This is a genomic window from Novimethylophilus kurashikiensis, from assembly GCF_003112435.1.
Taxonomy (GTDB): domain Bacteria; phylum Pseudomonadota; class Gammaproteobacteria; order Burkholderiales; family Methylophilaceae; genus Novimethylophilus; species Novimethylophilus kurashikiensis.
The window spans coordinates 1-18,784 of record NZ_BDOQ01000009.1; the positions used below are offsets into that span (position 1 = coordinate 1).

16 protein-coding genes and 1 riboswitch are annotated in these 18,784 nt (G+C 55.8%); of the genes, 15 read left to right on the forward strand and 1 reads right to left on the reverse strand.

From position 1 onward, the window contains the following. Positions 1 to 293: 293 nt before the first annotated feature. Positions 294 to 674 (reverse strand): aspartate 1-decarboxylase, encoded by a 381-nt coding sequence (panD, locus tag NMK_RS10980; protein WP_109015809.1) that lies wholly within the window; start codon positions 672 to 674, stop codon positions 294 to 296. A gap of 207 nt (positions 675 to 881) precedes the next feature. On the opposite strand from panD, the gene NMK_RS10985 reads away from it, so the two are divergent. From NMK_RS10985 to NMK_RS11055, 15 genes are all read left to right on the forward strand, one after another. Beyond that, a complete protein-coding gene (locus NMK_RS10985; protein ID WP_109015810.1) occupies positions 882 to 1,616 on the forward strand; it encodes a GntR family transcriptional regulator in 735 nt (244 codons plus the stop codon). Between the two features lie 31 nt (positions 1,617 to 1,647). After that, positions 1,648 to 2,847, forward strand: coding sequence for a malic enzyme-like NAD(P)-binding protein (locus tag NMK_RS10990; RefSeq protein WP_109015811.1), 1,200 nt, complete (start codon positions 1,648 to 1,650; stop codon positions 2,845 to 2,847). 14 nt (positions 2,848 to 2,861) lie between these two features. Beyond that, positions 2,862 to 3,245 carry a succinate dehydrogenase, cytochrome b556 subunit gene (gene sdhC / locus NMK_RS10995; RefSeq protein ID WP_227871451.1) on the forward strand — a complete coding sequence of 128 codons (384 nt, stop codon included), beginning with the start codon at positions 2,862 to 2,864 and terminating at the stop codon, positions 3,243 to 3,245. Then, a complete protein-coding gene (sdhD, locus tag NMK_RS11000) occupies positions 3,239 to 3,568 on the forward strand; it encodes a succinate dehydrogenase, hydrophobic membrane anchor protein (RefSeq protein WP_109015813.1) in 330 nt (109 codons plus the stop codon). The genes sdhC and sdhD overlap by 7 nt, the downstream gene beginning before the upstream one ends. Next, positions 3,569 to 5,323 (forward strand): succinate dehydrogenase flavoprotein subunit, encoded by a 1,755-nt coding sequence (gene sdhA, locus NMK_RS11005; RefSeq protein ID WP_109015814.1) that lies wholly within the window; start codon positions 3,569 to 3,571, stop codon positions 5,321 to 5,323. It begins immediately after the preceding gene. A 10-nt stretch (positions 5,324 to 5,333) separates the two neighbouring features. Next, complete coding sequence (locus tag NMK_RS11010) at positions 5,334 to 6,032, forward strand: succinate dehydrogenase iron-sulfur subunit (protein ID WP_109015815.1); 699 nt, start codon at positions 5,334 to 5,336, stop codon at positions 6,030 to 6,032. Further along, positions 6,029 to 6,310 carry an FAD assembly factor SdhE gene (locus NMK_RS11015; RefSeq protein WP_109015816.1) on the forward strand — a complete coding sequence of 94 codons (282 nt, stop codon included), beginning with the start codon at positions 6,029 to 6,031 and terminating at the stop codon, positions 6,308 to 6,310. Before NMK_RS11010 ends, NMK_RS11015 begins: the two co-directional genes overlap by 4 nt. Before the next feature lie 58 nt (positions 6,311 to 6,368). Next, complete coding sequence (locus tag NMK_RS11020) at positions 6,369 to 7,454, forward strand: HpcH/HpaI aldolase/citrate lyase family protein (RefSeq protein WP_109015964.1); 1,086 nt, start codon at positions 6,369 to 6,371, stop codon at positions 7,452 to 7,454. A 17-nt stretch (positions 7,455 to 7,471) separates the two neighbouring features. Next, positions 7,472 to 9,121: an acetate--CoA ligase gene (locus NMK_RS11025; RefSeq protein WP_109015817.1), complete on the forward strand. Its 1,650-nt coding sequence runs from the start codon at positions 7,472 to 7,474 to the stop codon at positions 9,119 to 9,121. Continuing rightward, the gene (locus NMK_RS11030) at positions 9,121 to 10,647 is read left to right on the forward strand and encodes a fumarate hydratase (protein WP_109015965.1); all 1,527 of its coding nucleotides are present in this window, start codon (positions 9,121 to 9,123) and stop codon (positions 10,645 to 10,647) included. The genes NMK_RS11025 and NMK_RS11030 overlap by 1 nt, the downstream gene beginning before the upstream one ends. A 565-nt stretch (positions 10,648 to 11,212) precedes the next feature. Then, positions 11,213 to 12,247 carry an HD domain-containing phosphohydrolase gene (locus tag NMK_RS11035; protein WP_109015818.1) on the forward strand — a complete coding sequence of 345 codons (1,035 nt, stop codon included), beginning with the start codon at positions 11,213 to 11,215 and terminating at the stop codon, positions 12,245 to 12,247. Between the two features lie 308 nt (positions 12,248 to 12,555). After that, positions 12,556 to 13,296: a dienelactone hydrolase family protein gene (locus tag NMK_RS11040; protein ID WP_109015819.1), complete on the forward strand. Its 741-nt coding sequence runs from the start codon at positions 12,556 to 12,558 to the stop codon at positions 13,294 to 13,296. Positions 13,297 to 13,363: 67 nt separating this feature from the next. Further along, positions 13,364 to 13,444: riboswitch (cyclic di-GMP riboswitch) on the forward strand. Between the two features lie 35 nt (positions 13,445 to 13,479). Next, complete coding sequence (locus tag NMK_RS11045; protein ID WP_109015820.1) at positions 13,480 to 15,717, forward strand: S8 family peptidase; 2,238 nt, start codon at positions 13,480 to 13,482, stop codon at positions 15,715 to 15,717. A gap of 126 nt (positions 15,718 to 15,843) precedes the next feature. Further along, on the forward strand, positions 15,844 to 18,099 hold the full coding sequence (locus tag NMK_RS11050) for a PAS domain S-box protein (RefSeq protein ID WP_109015821.1): 2,256 nt from the start codon (positions 15,844 to 15,846) through the stop codon (positions 18,097 to 18,099). Then, positions 18,092 to 18,718: a response regulator gene (locus tag NMK_RS11055; protein ID WP_109015822.1), complete on the forward strand. Its 627-nt coding sequence runs from the start codon at positions 18,092 to 18,094 to the stop codon at positions 18,716 to 18,718. The genes NMK_RS11050 and NMK_RS11055 overlap by 8 nt, the downstream gene beginning before the upstream one ends. Positions 18,719 to 18,784 lie beyond the last annotated feature (66 nt).

An 18,784-nucleotide genomic window follows, 5' to 3' on the forward strand; every position in this document is an offset into this window, starting at 1 on the left:
AGCTGGCCGCCGTCTGTGCCAGTTTGGGTCGTATTCCCGCACCGGATGAATATTTGGCGATGGTGGGCGACAAATTGAGCAAGGATGCTTCCAGCATCTACCGCTACCTTAGCTTCGACCAGATGCCGGGGTATGCGCCCAAGAAGGTGATTCCTATCGTCGAGGCGGTGTAGCGCGCTGCTGTTTTCTGATTGGACTTTAGTGTCCCCGCGTGAATAGCCACGCCGAGTTCATGCGGCGTGGCTACTTTTTTATGGCATGAGAGTTGGGGGGGGTGTTGCTTTTGGTGCTATTCAGGCGGCCTGAACCGGAATTTGGCGGCGGCGATTCTTGATCCTGTTACCGTCGTCCACATACACCAATTCTGGTGCGTATTGCCCGAGTTCCTTTTCTGCGTACATCGCATAGGTGGCGATGATGAGAATATCGCCCGCCTGTGCCTTGCGCGCGGCGGCACCGTTGACGGAAATCACGCCGGAATTGCGTTCCGCCCGAATGGCGTAGGTGGTGAATCGTTCGCCGTTGTTGACGTTGTAGATATCGATTTGCTGATACTCACAGATATCAGCAGCTTCGAGCAGGGCTTCGTCGATGGCACAGGAGCCCTCATATCCGAGTTCGGAGTGCGTTACATGAACGCGGTGCAGCTTGGACTTTAGCATGGTTCTATGCATGGCAGCTCCTGATATGAAAGCTAATGCGCTCGTTTGAAACCCTTGAAAGATGAGGTTGCGATCGTGTGTCGACATTATCCTAGTATATGTTTCATGTCAATTTAATCATATGTCTTATATAAGATATAAAACCGTAGACTTATCGAAATTGGCATGATATAAATACTCATCCTTGTGAATTTGCATTCAACGATACGGACACTACATATGAACAACGCACCCGCATCCCCCAGCTTTCGACCCCTCTACGAGCAAATCAAGGTGCTCATCACCCAGAGTCTCATCGCAGGTGAATGGCGCCCCGGCGAGGCGATTCCCAGCGAAATGGAGTTGGCGGCGCGCTTTAAGGTGAGCCAAGGCACAGTGCGCAAGGCTGTGGACGAACTCGCTGCCGAAAATATCTTGGTGCGCCGGCAGGGCAAGGGTACTTACGTTGCGACGCATAACGAGGAGCACACCAAGCTGCGTTTTTTGCGCCTCACCGCTGCGGATGGCAAGAAGGAGCTGCTCGAAAATCAATTGCTGGAATGCAACCGGGGCAAGGCCACTGCCGAAATGGCTCGGCAGCTGGGGCTTAAAACCGGTGCATCCATCATCGAGGTCAAGCGTCTGCTGTCGTTTTCGGGAAAGCCAGTGATACTTGATCACATCATTATTCCTGCAGCACCGTTCAAAGGCTTGAACGGCAGCAAGATTCAAGACAACAACGGTTCGATGTACAGCATGTACGAAACCCAATACGGCATTCGCATGGTGCGTGCCGAAGAGCGCCTGAAAGCCATAGCCGCAGATGAAGCATCGGCCCAATTGCTTGGGGTCGCTGTCGGGACGCCGTTGCTGCGCATCGAGCGTGTCTCCTGCACTTATGGCGATAAACCCATGGAGTGGAGACTCGGGCTGTGCGTGACGGAAGAACATCATTACCGCAACGAGCTCGAGTAGCGACGGATTTCAATTGTCCAGGATGGCAGCCATGAACGACCTCAAACAGCAGGCCCTGCATTACCACGAGTTTCCGCGACCCGGAAAAATTTCGGTGGAATCCTCCAAGCCCTGTGAAACGGCAGCGGAGCTCTCCCTGGCCTATACGCCGGGCGTTGCGGCGCCGGTCATGGAAATTCATTCCGATCCTGCAAACGCATATCGCTACACCAACAAGGGCAATCTGGTGGCTGTGATTACCGACGGCACCGCGGTGCTGGGACTGGGAAACGTGGGCGCGCTTGCGGGCAAGCCGGTGATGGAAGGCAAGGGCGTACTGTTCAAGCGCTTCGCTGGCATCGACGTGTTCGATATCGAGATCAATGCACCGTCGATCGAAAGTTTCATCGAAACCGTGGTCAATATTTCGCCCACGTTCGGTGGCATCAACCTTGAGGACATTGCCGCGCCGCATTGCTTCCGCATCGAGAAAGAGCTGCGCGAGCGTCTCGATATTCCCGTGTTTCACGATGATCAGCACGGCACCGCAGTCATCACGACAGCCGCGCTATTAAATGCGCTGGAACTGCAAGGGAAATCACTGGCTACTGCCAAGATCGTGTTTCTAGGCGCAGGTGCGGCGGGGACGGCGACGGCGCGACTGCTCAAGACCATGGGGGCCACGGATATCACCTTGGTGGATAAAAGCGGCGTTCTGCACAGCGGTCGCAAAGATATCTGCGAACACAGTCGCGAACTTGTACGCGATACTGATTTATACACACTGGCCGATATGATGCCGGGTGCAGACGTATTCATCGGTGTGTCCGCCGCCAACGCTCTGCCTCCGGAATTGCTGAAGCTGATGGCGCCTAGGCCCGTGGTGTTCGCATTGGCCAATCCCGACCCCGAAATATTGCCCGCCACGGCCCACAGCATACGAGACGACTTAATTATGGCGACTGGGCGCTCGGATTTCCCCAATCAGGTCAATAACGCCCTGTGCTTTCCTTTCCTGTTCCGTGGTGCATTGGATGCACGTGCCAGGCAGATTACCCAGGGCATGCAGATCGCCGCAGCCAAGGCGCTCGCCGGACTTGCGCGCGAGCCAGTACCGCAGCAGGTGCTCGATGCCTATAACCTGAAAGAACTCAAGTTCGGCAAGGATTACATCATTCCCAAACCTTTCGACCCGCGTCTGATGGAGCGCGTGGCGCCGGCTGTCGCCAAGGCAGTGGAGCAAAACGCATGAATCAGGCAAGAAATTTGAACAGAAAAGATAAACAACGTCCGAAAAATCTCGATCTCAGGACCGTGCGCCTCCCGGTGCCGGCGCTGGTATCGATCCTTCATCGCGCGAGCGGGGCGGTGTTGTTCCTGCTGTTGCCAGTGCTGCTGCTGGGACTGCAATGCTCGCTCAATTCCGCCGAGCATTTCGCGCATATCAAGGAAGTGGCCGCGCAGCCGTTCGTCAAGCTGCTGTTGCTGGGTGTCGTATGGGCATTCTCGCACCACTTTTTTGCAGGCTTGCGCCATATCGCGATGGATTTTCAGTGGGGCATGGAACTCACTACGGCACGCTTGACCGCCAAGCTCGTTTTGGCACTAGGTTTGTTGGTGACACTTTTGATTGGAACCGCATTATGGTGAAAAGCCACGCCTTACGTCTTTGGCTTGCCCAGCGTATCACCGGCGCCCTGATGGCAATTTATGCCTTAATGGTTGGGAGTGTCCTTTATGTGCAGCACCCCACTGAATACGGCACATGGAAAGCCCTGTTCAGCACAGGCTGGATGCGTGCGGCAACACTAGTCTTTGTGCTAAGCCTGGTTTGGCACGCTTGGTTGGGGATGCACGACATTCTCATCGATTACGTCAAACCGGCACTGGCGCACCGAATTCTCAAAAACCTGGTCGTGTTGTCACTCGCAGTCTATGCAGTATGGTCGATGCGGATTTTGTGGAGCATATAGATGGCTATTGCGGTTAAACAATTCGATGCCGTGGTGGTAGGCGGCGGCGGTGCGGGGCTGCGTGCAGCACTGCAGCTTTCTGCAGCCGGACTCAATGTGGCGGTGATCTCCAAGGTGTTCCCCACCCGTTCGCACACGGTAGCGGCGCAGGGTGGTATCGCGGCGGCTCTCGGCAACGTGGGCGAGGATAAGTGGCTGTGGCACATGTACGACACCATCAAGGGCTCGGACTACCTAGGTGACCAGGATGCGATTGAATTCATGTGCCGTACTGCGGCCGAATCGGTGTACGAGCTCGAGCATTTCGGCATGCCGTTCGACCGTATGGATAACGGCCGCATCTATCAGCGCCCATTCGGCGGCATGACCCAGAATTTCGGCGAATCGCCGGTGTCGCGTACCTGTGCTGCGGCGGATAGAACCGGGCATGCGATGCTGCACACGCTTTATCAGCGCAACGTGCAGGCCAATACGCAATTCTTCATCGAATGGCTCGCACTGGATCTGGTGTGCGACGCCGACGGCGATGTGCTCGGCGTGACCGCCATGGATATGGAAACGGGCGAGGTTACGCTTCTGCACTCCAAGACCACGCTGTTCGCCACAGGCGGCGGCGGTCGCATCTTCCAGGCCAGCACGAATGCTTATATCAATACCGGCGACGGCCTCGGTATGGCAGCGCGTGCAGGACTTCCGTTGCAGGACATGGAGTTCTGGCAGTTCCATCCCACCGGCGTGGCCGGGGTAGGCGTGCTGATTTCCGAAGGCGTGCGCGGCGAGGGTGGTTATCTACTCAACTCAGAGGGCGAGCGTTTCATGGAGCGCTATGCGCCTAAGGCGCGCGACCTGGCGAGCCGCGATGTGGTGTCGCGCGCTGTGGCGACTGAGATTAAGGAAGGCCGCGGCGTGGGGCCGGACAAGGATGCGATCCTCCTCAAGCTCGATCATCTCGATCCGGAAACGATCAAGACCAAGCTCCCGGGCATTCGTGAGATTGCGCTCAACTTTGCTAACGTCGACCCCATCCACGAGCCGATCCCCATCGTGCCGACTGCGCACTACATGATGGGCGGTATTCCCACCAACCTGGATGGCCAGGTGTGCCGCAACGCCAATAACGACGTGGTGCAAGGTTTCTATGCCGTGGGCGAATGCGCTTGCGTATCGGTGCACGGCGCCAATCGTTTGGGCTCGAACTCGCTGCTCGACCTCATGGTATTCGGCCGGGCCGCAGGCAACCACATGGTGGATTACGTGCGCAAGAATCCGACGCATAAACCGCTGCCGGCAGATGCAGGTGAACAAACATTGGCACGCCTGGCGCGTCTCGATGCACAGAAGGGCGGCGAGAGCGTGGCCGAGGTCGGCACGGCGATGCGCAAGACCATGTCTGCTCATTGTGGCGTGTTCCGTTTCCCGGATCTGTTGAAAGATGGCGTCACGCGTATCCAGGAAGTGGCTGAGCGTGTGAAGTCCACGGAAATCAAGGATAAGAGCAAGACCTTCAATACGGCACGCGTCGAGGCGCTGGAACTCGATAACCTGATCGAGCTCGCAATGGCCACCATGGTGGCCGCCGAAGCGCGCCAGGAAAGCCGCGGCGCACATTGCCGCGAGGATTTTCCTGCACGCGACGACGCGCAATGGCTCAAGCACTCGCTGTATTTCCGCGAGGGCCAGCAGCTGGATTACAAACCGGTACGCTTGAAGCCGCTGTCGGTCGAACCGTTCCCGCTCAAGCCAAGAATCTACTAGGAGTTTTGCCGTGCGTCTGTCTATTTATCGCTTCAATCCAGAAACCGATGCCGAGCCCTACATGCAGGATTATGACGTGGCGCTCGAACCCGGCGACAAAATGCTGCTCGACGTGCTGTTGCGCATCAAGGATCTCGACGACACCCTGAGTATGCGCAAATCCTGCCGCGAGGGCGTGTGCGGCTCGGATGCCATGAACATTAACGGCAAGAACGGTCTTGCTTGCATTACCAAGCTCACCGACCTCAAGGAGCCCGTCGTGGTGCGGCCGCTGCCGGGACTGCCGGTGGTGCGCGACCTGGTTGTCGATATGACCCAGTTTTTCAAGCAATACCACTCGGTCAAGCCTTATCTCGTCAACGACGAGCCGCCGCCGGCAACCGAACGCCTGCAATCGCCTGAGGACCGGGAAAAGCTCGACGGCTTGTACGAATGCGTGCTGTGCGGCGCCTGTACAACATCGTGCCCTTCGTTCTGGTGGAACCCGGATAAGTTCGTCGGACCGGCGGGGCTGTTGCAGGCTTATCGTTTCATTGCGGATAGTCGCGATCAAGCTACTGACGAGCGCCTGGACAATCTCGAGGATCCGTACAGGCTATATAAGTGCCACAACATCATGAATTGCGTGGACGTGTGCCCCAAGGGCCTGAGCCCATCCAAGGCGATCGGCAAGATCAAGGAGCTCAAGCTGAAGAGGCTGACCAAATGAGCGCCGAATCCAGGCGCATTCTATGGCGCTGCCGGCGAGGCTTGCTGGAGATGGATCTCGTGCTCGAGCTCTTCATCGAAAAGCATTTCGAGGCTTTGACGGCGGCACAGCTCAAAACCCTGGACACCATGCTGGGCTATACCGATAACGAGCTGTGGGATCTGGTGACCTACAGGGCTGAAACCGACGATACCGACATGCAGGCGTTGCTTGGAATGATGCGAGGCGCGGCGAGTTTGAGGATTGATGAAAGGGAGACGGCAGGGCATGAACACTAGCTTATCCACCACCGAAGATTATTCCAACGGAGAATTCTGCCGCGTTTTCAATTCCAGCATGCTGGGCGATCATTGGCCGGGCATTCAGTTGTATTACCCGCCGGTGAAGTATTCGCCGTCTCTGGGAGTATACGAAGACCTGGAAACCGCCTCGCTGCGTATGAAGAAGCATGCGCACGACACTCACGCGCATACGTTGATTTTCGACCTTGAAGACGGTTGCCGGCAGAAAGAGTTGAGCCGCGAGTTACTGCGGAAAGAGCTGCCGCATTTCCAACGTAACAAGAGGAAGGTCACGATCGCCATCCGCGTCAATCCGTTCCGTACCGAGGAGTACGAGAAGGATATGCAGCTCGTGCGTGACTGTGCAGATTACATCGACGCCATCATGCTGGCCAAGGCAGGGGAGGCTTACGGTGCCGCCGAGGTGCGCGACTTGTCCAACCTGCTAGTGGGTCTCAATAGCCGTATCACCATCCAGCCCATTATCGAGCATCCCAAGTCGCTCAAGATCGCGCCGGACCTTATGCAATATTCCACGGTCAAGCACGTGGTATTCGGCATTCATGACTTTTCCAAGGCGATGGGAATTCACATTACACCAGAGCATTGGACTGAAGAGTTAAAGTATTACCTTAATATGCTGATGTTCGAAGCACGTATCGCCGGTAAGGGCGTTATCGGCGGCGTGGAAACGTTGATCGGTTCCAGCAGCATGCCAGAGAAGTTCGTCGAGCCCAACGATGTGAGAAGGTGGCTGGACCTGCACGGCGAGAACGAATCGCGCATCGTCTACAAGCACGCCTGCCAGGAGGCTGCAATGGGCCTCACCGGCAAGCAGGTGATCCATCCCGGGCACATTCACCTGTGCAAGGTGGCCTATACGCCTTCGCCCACCGAAATCGCTCAGAAGATCAAGATCCTCAAGGCGGCGATTGAAGCCGATGCCTTGCTTGGCGGTGCGATCCGCTTCGAGGGCGAAATGCTCGATCCGCCGATGTTCGGCAAAGCGCTGCAAACCTTGCTGCGCGCCAACGCCTTGCGCGCCCTGAGCGTCGACGACGCTCAGTTTGCGATGACCGTGCTGCAGCTTATGCCGGCGCAGGTCATCCGCGAAAATTGGCCTTACGGCGTCATTCTGTAAATATCTGGAGACGAGTCATGCAAATCGCAGCCGAACCCATCAAACTTGGACTGACGCCTTTCGAGCCTTGGGTGTGGCAAGTGCCCGAACATTTCAACATAGGCACTGCCTGTGCCGATGCTCACCTGGGAACTCCGGCCGCAAGCCGAATCGCGATGATCGTCGAAGACGACAAGCTGGGGACGTCAGAGATCACGTTCGCAGAGCTGGCCGCACGTACCAGTCGTTTTGCCCAGTTGTTGCGCGACCTGGGCGTGGCAGTGCAAGACCGCGTATTGATCCGCCTGCCTAATAGCCTCGATTATCCCACGGCGTTCCTCGGAGCGATGAAGCGAGGAGCCATTTCGGTGCCGACCTCCACGTTACTGACTGCGGAAGAGGTGCTTTACCTGGCGCAGGACTCCGGCGCTACCGTTCTGGTGACCGACAAGGCGATGTGGGCGGTGCTAAAGGACCAAATCCATGGCGTACCCAACCTGCGCCACATCCTGCTTTCAGGGCCGGGTGAAGTGCTGTCGGCGGAAGACTTTGACGTACTCGACCTCGATACCGCGCTGGCCGTGATCGAACACTGCGAAGCACCGCATCAGACACGCGCCGACGATCCGGCCTACCTGGTCTATACCTCAGGCACGACCGGTTATCCCAAGGGTGTACTGCACGCTCACCGCGCCCTCATCGGCCGCCGTCCCGCCTCGCGTTACTGGTTCGATTTTGCCCCCGAAGGCGACCGCATCATGCACTCGGGCAAGTTCAACTGGACTTACGTGCTGGGTTCCGGCCTTATGGACCCTCTCTACCTCGGCAAGACCGTGATCGTGCATGAGGGCAAGAACGACGCGACGACTTGGCCCAAGCTGATTGCCAAGCACAACGCTACCATTTTCGTGGGTGTGCCGACGATCTACCGCCAGATCGTGCAGAAGACAGAATTCACCAAGCAGGACGTACCCAGCCTGCGCCACTGCATGAGTGCAGGCGAACATTTGTCCGACGAGGTGCTCCAACAATGGCGGGAACGTTTCGGCATGGATATCTACGAAGCAGTAGGAATGTCGGAGTTTTCGTATTACCTGTGCGAGACCAAGTCGCGGCCGATCCGTCCGGGCTCGGCGGGTTTTCCGCAGCCTGGACACGACATTCGCCTGCTCGATCCTGTCACGCTTGAAACCGTGCCGCCGGGCGAAGAGGGCATGATCTGTGTGCCAGAAAACGATCCCGGCTTGTTCCTCGAATATTGGAACCTACCCGAGGAAACCGCCAAGTTGCGACATGACGGGTGGTTCTTTACGGGCGACTACGCCAAATACGATGAGGACGGCTACATTTGGTTTCTCGGACGCAAGGACGACATCATCAAGAGTTTCGGCTATCGCGTGTCGCCTTACGAGATTGAACGCGTGTTCAAGTCGCATCCGGACGTTGCTGATTGTGCAGCAGTAGGTGAGGAAATCGAACGCGATAAGGTGCTCGTGGTTGCTTATGTCATCGCCAAGCCTGAGAGCAAGATCACACCTGACGAATTGGCCGCCTACGGCAAGCAACACCTTGCAGCTTACAAGTCGCCTAAGGTGGTATATCTGGCGAAGGATTTTCCACGAACAAAAAACGGTAAGATCCTGCGCAGGGACGTGAATCCGTCTATCGCTATTTCCAGGTCTTCATGATGTCAGTGATCAAGCAACAGGATTTTATCGACAGTATCGCCGATTCGTTGCAGTTTATTTCTTACTATCACCCGGGCGATTACATCAAGGCGCTGGGAGATGCTTATGAGCGCGAAGCATCGCCTGCTGCTAAGGATGCGATTGCGCAGATCCTGACCAACTCGCGGATGTGTGCCGAGGGCAAGCGACCGATTTGCCAAGATACTGGCATCGTCGTGGCTTTCCTCAAGATTGGCATGAATGTGCAGTGGGATGCACAGATGAGCGTTGAAGAGATGGTGAACGAGGGCGTACGCCGCGCATACAACCATCCGGACAACAAACTCCGGGCTTCTATCGTCAATGACCCAGCGGGTAGCCGCAAGAATACAGGCGACAATACACCAGCTATCGTGCACATGACGGTTGTGCCTGGAGATACGGTGGAAGTGAGCGTCGCGGCCAAGGGCGGCGGTTCGGAGAACAAGGCCAAGTTCACGATGCTCAACCCTTCGGACAGCATCGTCGACTGGATACTTAAAGTCGTACCCACCATGGGCGCAGGATGGTGTCCGCCGGGTATGCTCGGCATCGGCATCGGCGGCAGCGCGGAGAAGGCAATGCTGATGGCCAAGGAGTCGCTCATGGGGCCGATCGATATCCATGAACTAAAGGCGCGCGGCCCCCGAAATCGTATCGAAGAACTGCGGCTGGAACTTTACGATAAGGTCAACGCGCTCGGCATCGGTGCGCAGGGCCTCGGCGGATTGACGACGGTGCTTGATGTGAAAATCCTCGACTACCCGACACACGCGGCCTCATTACCTGTAGCCGTTATTCCCAATTGCGCTGCGACGCGCCACGTGCATTTCGAACTCGACGGTAGCGGTCCGGCCAAACTGGAACCCCCCAACCTGAAGGATTGGCCCGACGTGATGTGGACGCCAAGCGCAGATGCGCGGCGGGTCGATCTCAATACCGTCACTCGTGAGGACGTGGCCTCATGGAAGCCAGGAGAGACGCTGCTGCTCAACGGGAAACTGCTCACCGGTCGCGACGCAGCACACAAACGTATCGCCGATTTGTTCGCTCGCGGAGACAAGCTGCCAGAAGGCGTCGATTTTACCAATCGGTTCATCTACTACGTCGGCCCAGTTGATCCGGTACGCGACGAAGTCGTCGGCCCCGCAGGTCCGACGACGGCGACGCGTATGGATAAGTACACCGACATGATGCTCGACAAAACGGGCCTGCTCGGCATGATTGGCAAGGCGGAACGCGGCCCGGCGACGGTGGAATCGATCCGTCAGCATCGTTCTGTTTACCTCATGGCCGTGGGCGGCGCTGCCTATCTGGTCGCCAAGGCGATCAAGTCAGCGCGGGTGATTGCGTTTAAAGATCTTGGCATGGAAGCAATCTACGAATTCGAGGTCAAGGATATGCCGGTTACTGTGGCTGTAAATGCCCAGGGCACTTCAGTGCATGAGACGGGTCCGGCAGTATGGAAGGCGCAAATACGTCAAGTCGGAATGGCTGCGATTTCCTAAACATGTCCGCTGTTTTGTGAGTTTAAAAATGTAAGAGGCGGACGTGCAGCGACTCAAAGCTCACATTGAGTCTTTCGTGCAAGCCAAAATTGTTAAATTCCCTGATAAATTCATTAGATTTCGCTGTTTTTAGTTATTGAAAATGTGGGCGATGGTGTTGAAACCATTAGTTTTCATAAGTCTCCGTTAATCTTTTTTTACGACAGCTATAAACGAAGGCGATAAATTCCCTGTAAACCAGCCTGTTGTAAGGAATTGAACCTGAGATAAGTTGGCGAGAGACTCCGTCCACCGCCAGATACAAAAGCCGCATTATTCCTAGCTAAAGTTAAATAGTTAGTGGATGTGCGGCTTTTCTCATGTACCAGGCGCATTAGCTCCTAATTCCAAAACTAAATACCCCTTCTGCTGTGCTCGACCTAGGGTTCGCACGGATATTCCTGTTCTTCTCTGCCCTCTACACTTCAACCTTGGCACTTTTGCGCATGATGTAGCGATGCTTCTGGTGAATAATATTAATGTCCTTCGATGCTAATAAAGTTGTGCCCGGGAATGGAGGCTTACGGTGAACGATAAGGGAAAGATACTAGCGGTAGACGATACGCCGGCCTCGCTCAAGTTGTTGACGGACATCCTCAGGAGCGAGGGGTATGTGGTTCGTTCGGCAATCAATGGGGAGTTGGCTATCAACTCAGCCGTCAATGACCCGCCCGAGCTTGTGCTGCTGGATATACGCATGCCGGAGATGGATGGGTTTGAAGTCTGTCGTCGTTTCAAGTCACATCCGAATACTTGCGGAGTTCCCGTGATTTTCGTCAGTGCAGCTTCTGAGACAGAGGAAAAGGTACGCGGGCTGGAGCTCGGCGCGGTGGACTTTGTGACCAAGCCTTACCAGCGTGAAGAGTTGCTCGCACGCGTCAGGACGCATTTGGAAGTAGATCGTCTCCGCAATCATCTGGAAGAGTTGGTCGACGAGCGTACGCGTGAACTGCGAGAAAGTGAACGTAAATTGCGCGCAAGTTTGCTGGATTCTATCTCTGCCATCGCGGCTACCATTGAAATTCGCGACCCTTATACTGCCGGCCATCAGCGTCGGGTGGCACATCTGGCGGAGGCGATCGCGCAGACCATGCAACTTCCGCAAGATCAGATCGAGGGGCTCAAGCTCGCTAGCGTTGTGCACGACATCGGAAAAATCCGCGTGCCAGCGGAAATCCTGAGCAAGCCCGGCCGTCTCAGCGATACTGAATTCAGCCTAATCAAACTGCATCCTGAAACCGGCTTTGAAATTCTCAAGGCCATCGATTTTCCTTGGCCAATCGCACAGGTCGTGTTGCAGCATCACGAGCGCATCGACGGCAGTGGTTATCCGCATGGGTTGAAAAGCAACCAGATATTGTTGGAAGCAAAAATTCTTTCCGTGGCGGATGTGGTTGAGGCCATGGTTTCGCATCGCCCCTACCGGCCGGGATTGGGTGTGGATGCGGCCCTAGATGAAATCTCTCTTCACCGCGGCACTTTGTACGACGTTTCGGTCGTCGATACTTGTCTCATGTTATTCCGTGAACAGCAGTACGCTTTCCCTGCTAGAGGTGAATAGCTATTTGCCTGGTTGCCACTTCATTTTTTGTGATTATAAAATCAACAAAATCAATTACTTATTATTTATTAATGCGAGGCGTTGGACACTGGGAAATGTGATCTCTCGGCTTGACAGTAGGGTAGGGCGTCCATACAATCTTGCCCCGCGATGTTGGGTATGTTTTTTCGGTTGACGGAATGTGGTTAACCAAAAAAATCAATGAATTAATCCATCAATATTTCCATATCGCCCAGTCGATTGAATTCCTGGTTACTCGTTTCTAAATTTTCTATGGGGTCGGCCGCAGCTGCCCCAGGAGCACTCTCATGATCATTCAAAGCCATATTGCAGATTTGCCGACCCCCACCGGAACCATGCGTACCTATGTGCATCGCCCCGCCGGCGAAGGCCGCTTCCCCGCAATTCTTTTTTATTCCGAGATTTTTCAGCAAACCGGTCCCATTGAACGTGCTGCACGCATCATGGCCGGGCATGGTTATGTCGTCCTGGTGCCAGAAGTTTTCCACGAGCTGAATCCGATCGGCACTGTGCTGGGCTACGACGACGCCGGACGCGACAAGGGCAACGCCGACAAGTCGGCTAAGCCGGTGGAAAGCTACGACAGCGATAACCGTGCGTTGATCGAGTGGGTGAGGCAGCAGCCGTGGAGTACGGGCGACGTTGGCGCGATGGGCTTCTGCATCGGCGGACACTTGGCTTTCCGCGCGGCTTTGCAGCCTGAGATCAAGGCAACGGCATGCTTCTACGCTACCGACCTGCACACCAATACCATCCCCAACAAGCCTGGCCAGCACAGCATGGAGCGCCGCAACGAGATCAAGGGCGAATTGCTGATGATCTGGGGTAAGCAGGACCCGCATATTCCCGGCGAAAAACGTGCTGAAGTCTATGCAGCCCTTAATGCCACGCCCGGCTTGGTGTTCACCTGGCATGAATTCAACGGCCAACACGCATTCATGCGCGACGAGGGAGAGCGTTATGACCCGCAACTCGCCATGACGGGCTACCAATTGGCACTGGCATTGTTCGGCCGCACTCTGCGTTAATTTTCATCTTCCCCGATGTTGCGATGGGGAAGATGGCAGGAGTAAACTGCTACTCATCGTAACATCGCGCTGATAAAGGCAAACCCGGCGAAAGCCGGGGACGCAAAGCCACCGGCCTAAAAGAAATCATGGCAGCGGGGCTCCCGGCAAAGTATTCCGGCGTAAGCGCAGCAAGGATTCATCATGTTTGCCCGGAAACTCATCTATTGTCTCGTTGCATTCCATTCAGCAGCTTTCGCTGCTGAGTCCGACGATCCTCTTGTGCAAACCTTGGCGCTTCCCGCCACCGCAACCGAACTCCATTACTCCACTGGAGCGCTTCAAATAGGCGCAAATTACGCTTGGTCCAAAGGCGCGACGGGGAAGGGCGTTGTCGTGGGTGTGCTCGATACCGGCGTATGGGGAAAGCATCCCGAATTCGGTAGTCGCGTACTGGCGGGCTACGATTTTGTGCATAACCAGGCGCTTTCGGCCATGGCCAACAGTGACGACAATCTGCATGGGACGCACGTGGCTGGTATCATCGCAGCAGGAAGCGGGTCTGGGTACATGACCGGTGTAGCACCGGATGCCTACATCCTGCCGGTAAAAGTGATGGACGCGCAGGGAAGCGGAAATCTCAACGTTTTGGCGAGCGGTCTGGATTATGCGCGTAGCAAGGGCGCCAAAGTGGTCAATCTCAGCCTCGGCTGGAATGCAAGCTCTGGCTATTTGCCTGTCGAGCAGGCCTTGCGTCGCAGTGTTGCCGCAAATCAGGTAGTGGTCGCCGCAGCGGGCAATGACGGCGCCGCCAATCCTTCCTGGCCGGCGCGCTATGCCTCGCAAACCTGGGCTAACGGGCAAATCATCGCCGTGGGGGCGGTGGATGCTAATAACAAGATCGCCAGCTTTTCCAATCGCGCCGGGGATACCAAGAATTACTTTCTCGTTGCACCGGGCGTCAGCATCCTGTCTACCATTCCCCCCAATATCGCAGGCCTGAGCGGAAACCAGCCCTGGTATGCCTACCTCTCGGGCACCTCCATGGCCACACCTTATGTCTCCGGAGCCGTAGCCTTGCTGGAAGGCTATTGGCCGCAGCTCAAGGCTAACCAGGTGACCAACATCCTGTTCACGACGGCAACCGACTTGGGTGATCCAGGGGTGGACGCAGTTTATGGCCGCGGGCTGATCAATCTCAATAAAGCCATGCAACCCATCGGTACCACCAGCGTTCCTACGACAAGCGGTACATCTACAACTACTTCGACCAAGCTTGTCACCAGCAGTACCTTGCAAGGTGCAATTAAGTCCGCTGCTGCTGCCGGGGCCTTCCGCACCATCATGGTAGATAGCTACAACCGTGATTACCGTATTGATCTGGGGGCTGCTATTGCCAGTGCGCCCAGTCTCACGCTCTCGCAATTGTTTTCCGGCATGGATGCGAAATTACGTTACGGCGTAGTGGAAAGTCGCGATGGCACACGCTTTGCCGCTACTTATTCGGACGAGCCGGGTAAGCCCACGGTGAATTCATTCAGCTTCACCCAGCGTTTTGCAGGTGGAGACGAGTTTTCCATGGGCACGGCTAACTTCGCCAGCCAATTCATGGGGCTGGCCGATACGCCTTTTGCCGGTCTTGGCCTCAGTGGTCAAAACCTCCTCGATACACCCTTTATCCATTTATCCCAGGCCCAGACCTTCGCAGGCTACGGAATGGCTTTGCAAGAGGGCTGGAACATGAAGGCAGCATTGTTTTCCGGCAGCGCTCTTGGGTTGAACGAGGTGGCTAGGGATGGCCTAGGCATGCCGTTGGTCGAACAACAGGGCGGTTCAACGGTGGCGATGGCCGAGCTCTCCAGAAAATTCGACGGAGGCAAGATCGCCGTGTCCGTCGGCCAAATGGCTGAGTCCGACCGCATTCTGGGGAGTCTTTCCTCGGGCGCATTTGCAATGAACGGTACCGTTAGCACCAGTTATTTCACCACCAGCGGCGCTTATCGCCTGGGTGGCAATACCTGGGCTGCAGGCAGCATCAGCGTTGGCAATACTTCGGCTTCTGGATTATCGGGCGGCATGATTTCCGGTTTGAGCGGTGCGACAAGCTATGCCTGGACGGCGAGCCTACTGCGCGAGAATGCCTGGCGCAAGGACGATAAGGTTGGCTTCAGCATCAGCCAGCCGCTCGGCGCCGTATCCGGGACGATGTTGGTGACCAAGGCAACAGGCGTAAATGTCGATGGCAGCTACCAATATTCCGCCTCCAGCGTTCGATTGAACGGCGGTACTAAGGAAACTGATTACGAGCTGGATTACACCAGCCCTCTCAATACTTATACGAACATTTCGGCAGCGCTAATGTATCGCGCCAATCCAGGCAACGATGCTACTGCAAGCGATGAAGCCATCTTAGGCTTGCGTTGGCAGCACCTCATGCATTAATCTCAAGTGCTAGTTGAGTCCTAGCGGGGGCTGCTGCCAGTCCCCGTTCCCATTCGCCCCGTGCAGTTAAAAGAATTATAATAATCAAATGGTTCTACTCATTTCCCTTATCGCGGGACATCTCTCTTGAACGATACGTCCATTCAAGCTGTACAGGATGTATGCCTGCTTGCCGTTCGTCCCAGCTCCGCATTGATCGAAGCGCTTGATGAACTTGCCATGCCTGGATTGACGGTACAGATTGAAGGCCGTATCGAAGCAGGATGCGAACGTATTCTTGCCCGCCGACCGCATCTGATCCTTCTGGAATCGCAGGAAGCAAATGATGATCTCGCCGCTGCCTGCCGCATGCTGAAAAATGAGCCGCTAGCGGTTGCTATACCGGTATTGGCGATCGCATCCGTCGATGATATCGACAAGTTGGATGTATGGCTGGCGGCAGGCATCGACGATGTCGTATTCAAGCCGGTGCGGGAGAAGGAGCTTGCGTGGCGCATTCGCCAATATTTACCTCGTGGTCAACAACCCGCTACCAGTTCAGCCGCCCCCTCTGAAACGATCAAGGTAACAGGGGAAGCCGCATATTCCGGCTGCTTTTATACTTTTGTGCAGACCCCGGAGGGGCGGGAGTTTCTAGCCTCGCTGAGCCAGGGCTGGCAGGATTTGACTGGGTTATCACCCGATGTCGTTTGTCGTGACATAGCTGCCTTTCATGCACTGATTGCGACGGAAGATGCAGAAAAAATTAGCGCAGCCAAAATAGAGTCTCAGCAGCGGTTGTCGCCGTACGATACGGAATTTCGCATTCGGCATCCGTTAAAAGGCGAGCGCTGGATGGCCGCATATTCGCTGCCGCAAAAAATGGAGGACGGAAGCACCGAATGGCACGGTTTCATGCATGACGTGACCAAGCGCAAAATCACCGAGGAAAAGCTCTGGTCGAGCGAGCAGAGTTTTCGGGCGATCGTCGATCACTCTCCAGATACCATTGTGCGCTACGACCAAGCATGCCGAAGGCTTTTCGTAAGCGGCTCCTATCTCAAAACACATGGCTTGCTGCCGGAGGATGTCGTCGGCACCAAGCCTTCCGAAACTCCATGGCGTTCCGGCACCATGACTTCCGAGATGTACGAGGCAGCTATTCTCGACGTGTTCCGAACGGGTAAAACTACCGATATCGAATTCGACTGGAACACTCCGAATGGGGAGGTCTCCTACCATTGGGTACGGGCCGTGCCCGAATACGACCGACAAGGAAAGGTTGTCTGCGTCCTGGCGATGGTGCGCGATACGACCGACATGAAACGGACGGAGTCGCTGCTGCGGCGCCGCGAATTCGAATTCCGGACGCTGGCGCACAATTCGCCCGACATGATCATCCGATACGACCGGGAATGTCGTCAGGCCTATCTCAACCCTGCGTTCGAGCGGTTTACCGGCATTTCCCTGGCGAAGGCCTGGAATAAAACGCCTGCTGCCAACTGGAGTGCGCTGACGGCTTGCGATGACTATCTAAGCCGACTAAAACGGGTCATGGATACCGGCAAGCCTGATCGGATTTTGCTCGAATGGCGGATGCCCGACCAAAGTTTGAGCACGCATCTGTTGCATGCCGTCGCCGAGCACGACGAAGAGGGGAATACCACCGGCGCGCTGGTGATCGGGCACAACATTACCGATCTCAAGGCGACTGAGCGTAGTCTTGAAGAGTCGCGCGCCCAGCTCCAGATGTTGACCTACCATCGTGAAGAAGCGCGGGAAGGTGAGCGTAAGCGTATTGCCCGCGAAATCCACGACGAACTTGGGCAACTGCTGAGTGTGCTGCGCTTAGGAATCTCGACGCTGGATTACGGCTACGGTGATACCAACCCGGATTTGCGCAACAAAACCGCCAAGATGGGTGCCGTGGTCGATCAGGCGATCGACATGGTGCACACCCTGGCGACGCGTTTGCGTCCAGCCGTGCTGGAGTCCGGCATCGCCCTGGCGCTGGAGTGGTTAGTGCAGGAGTTCTCCAAGAGCACCGGCATCGATTGCGAGTTATTCGTACCCGAGGAAGAAATTGATTTCGACAAGGACAGGGCATTGCCGGTCTTCCGTATCGTGCAGGAGTCACTGACCAATATCCTTCGGCACTCCGAGGCCGATCATGTCGAGATTACCCTGACGCAGGATCAGGAAAACCTCAAGCTATCCATCCGCGACAACGGCAAGGGATTCGAAGTGCGCAAGGCGACGAAGAAAGGCTCGTTCGGTATCATAGGCATGCATGAGCGTATCCTGATGCTTGGAGGCAGTCTGGATATCAAGAGTGCACCCGGCAGCGGTACTGAAATCAGGCTGGAAGTGCCTCTAAAAACAAAGGAAGAAAATCATGATTAGAGTGTTGCTGGTTGACGATCATGTGCTGATGCGCGAAGGCCTCAAGCAGCTGTTCGAATTCGCGGACGACATCCAGGTAGTAGGGGAGGCCGATAACGGCGAGGATGCCTTGCGCATTTTGGCGAAGGGCGGCATCGACCTCATCGTGCTGGACGTGTCGATGCCTGGCCTGCATGGGGCAGAACTGATCGAGCGCATTAAGCAAGACCCCAAGGCGCCGCCGATCCTCATGTTGAGCATGCATAACGAATTGCAAATCGCCAAGCGCAATCTCAAGGCAGGCGCGTTGGGCTATGTCACCAAAAACACGCCTCCGGCCGAGCTGATGGCTGCCGTGCGCAAGGTCGCGTCGGGTAATCGTTATGTGGTGTCGGCTGTCGCGCAGCAAGCCGTATTCGATCTTTCGGCGGTTTCGGATAATGCCTTGCATGAATTGTTGACGCCTCGCGAACGCGACATCCTGAACCTTCTGGTGAAGGGCAAGAAAGTCACCGAGATCGCACAGGAATACGGTCTGAGCGTGAAAACCGTTAGTACCCATAAGATCAATATCAAGCAAAAAATGCGCATCGGCAGTGATGCTGAATTGATGCGCTACGCAATCGCCCACGGGCTATAGATCGTATTTCAATTTGTGGCCGTAACGGCGTAAATGGCGCGCTCCTCAGCGCCTGGATTTGCGCCG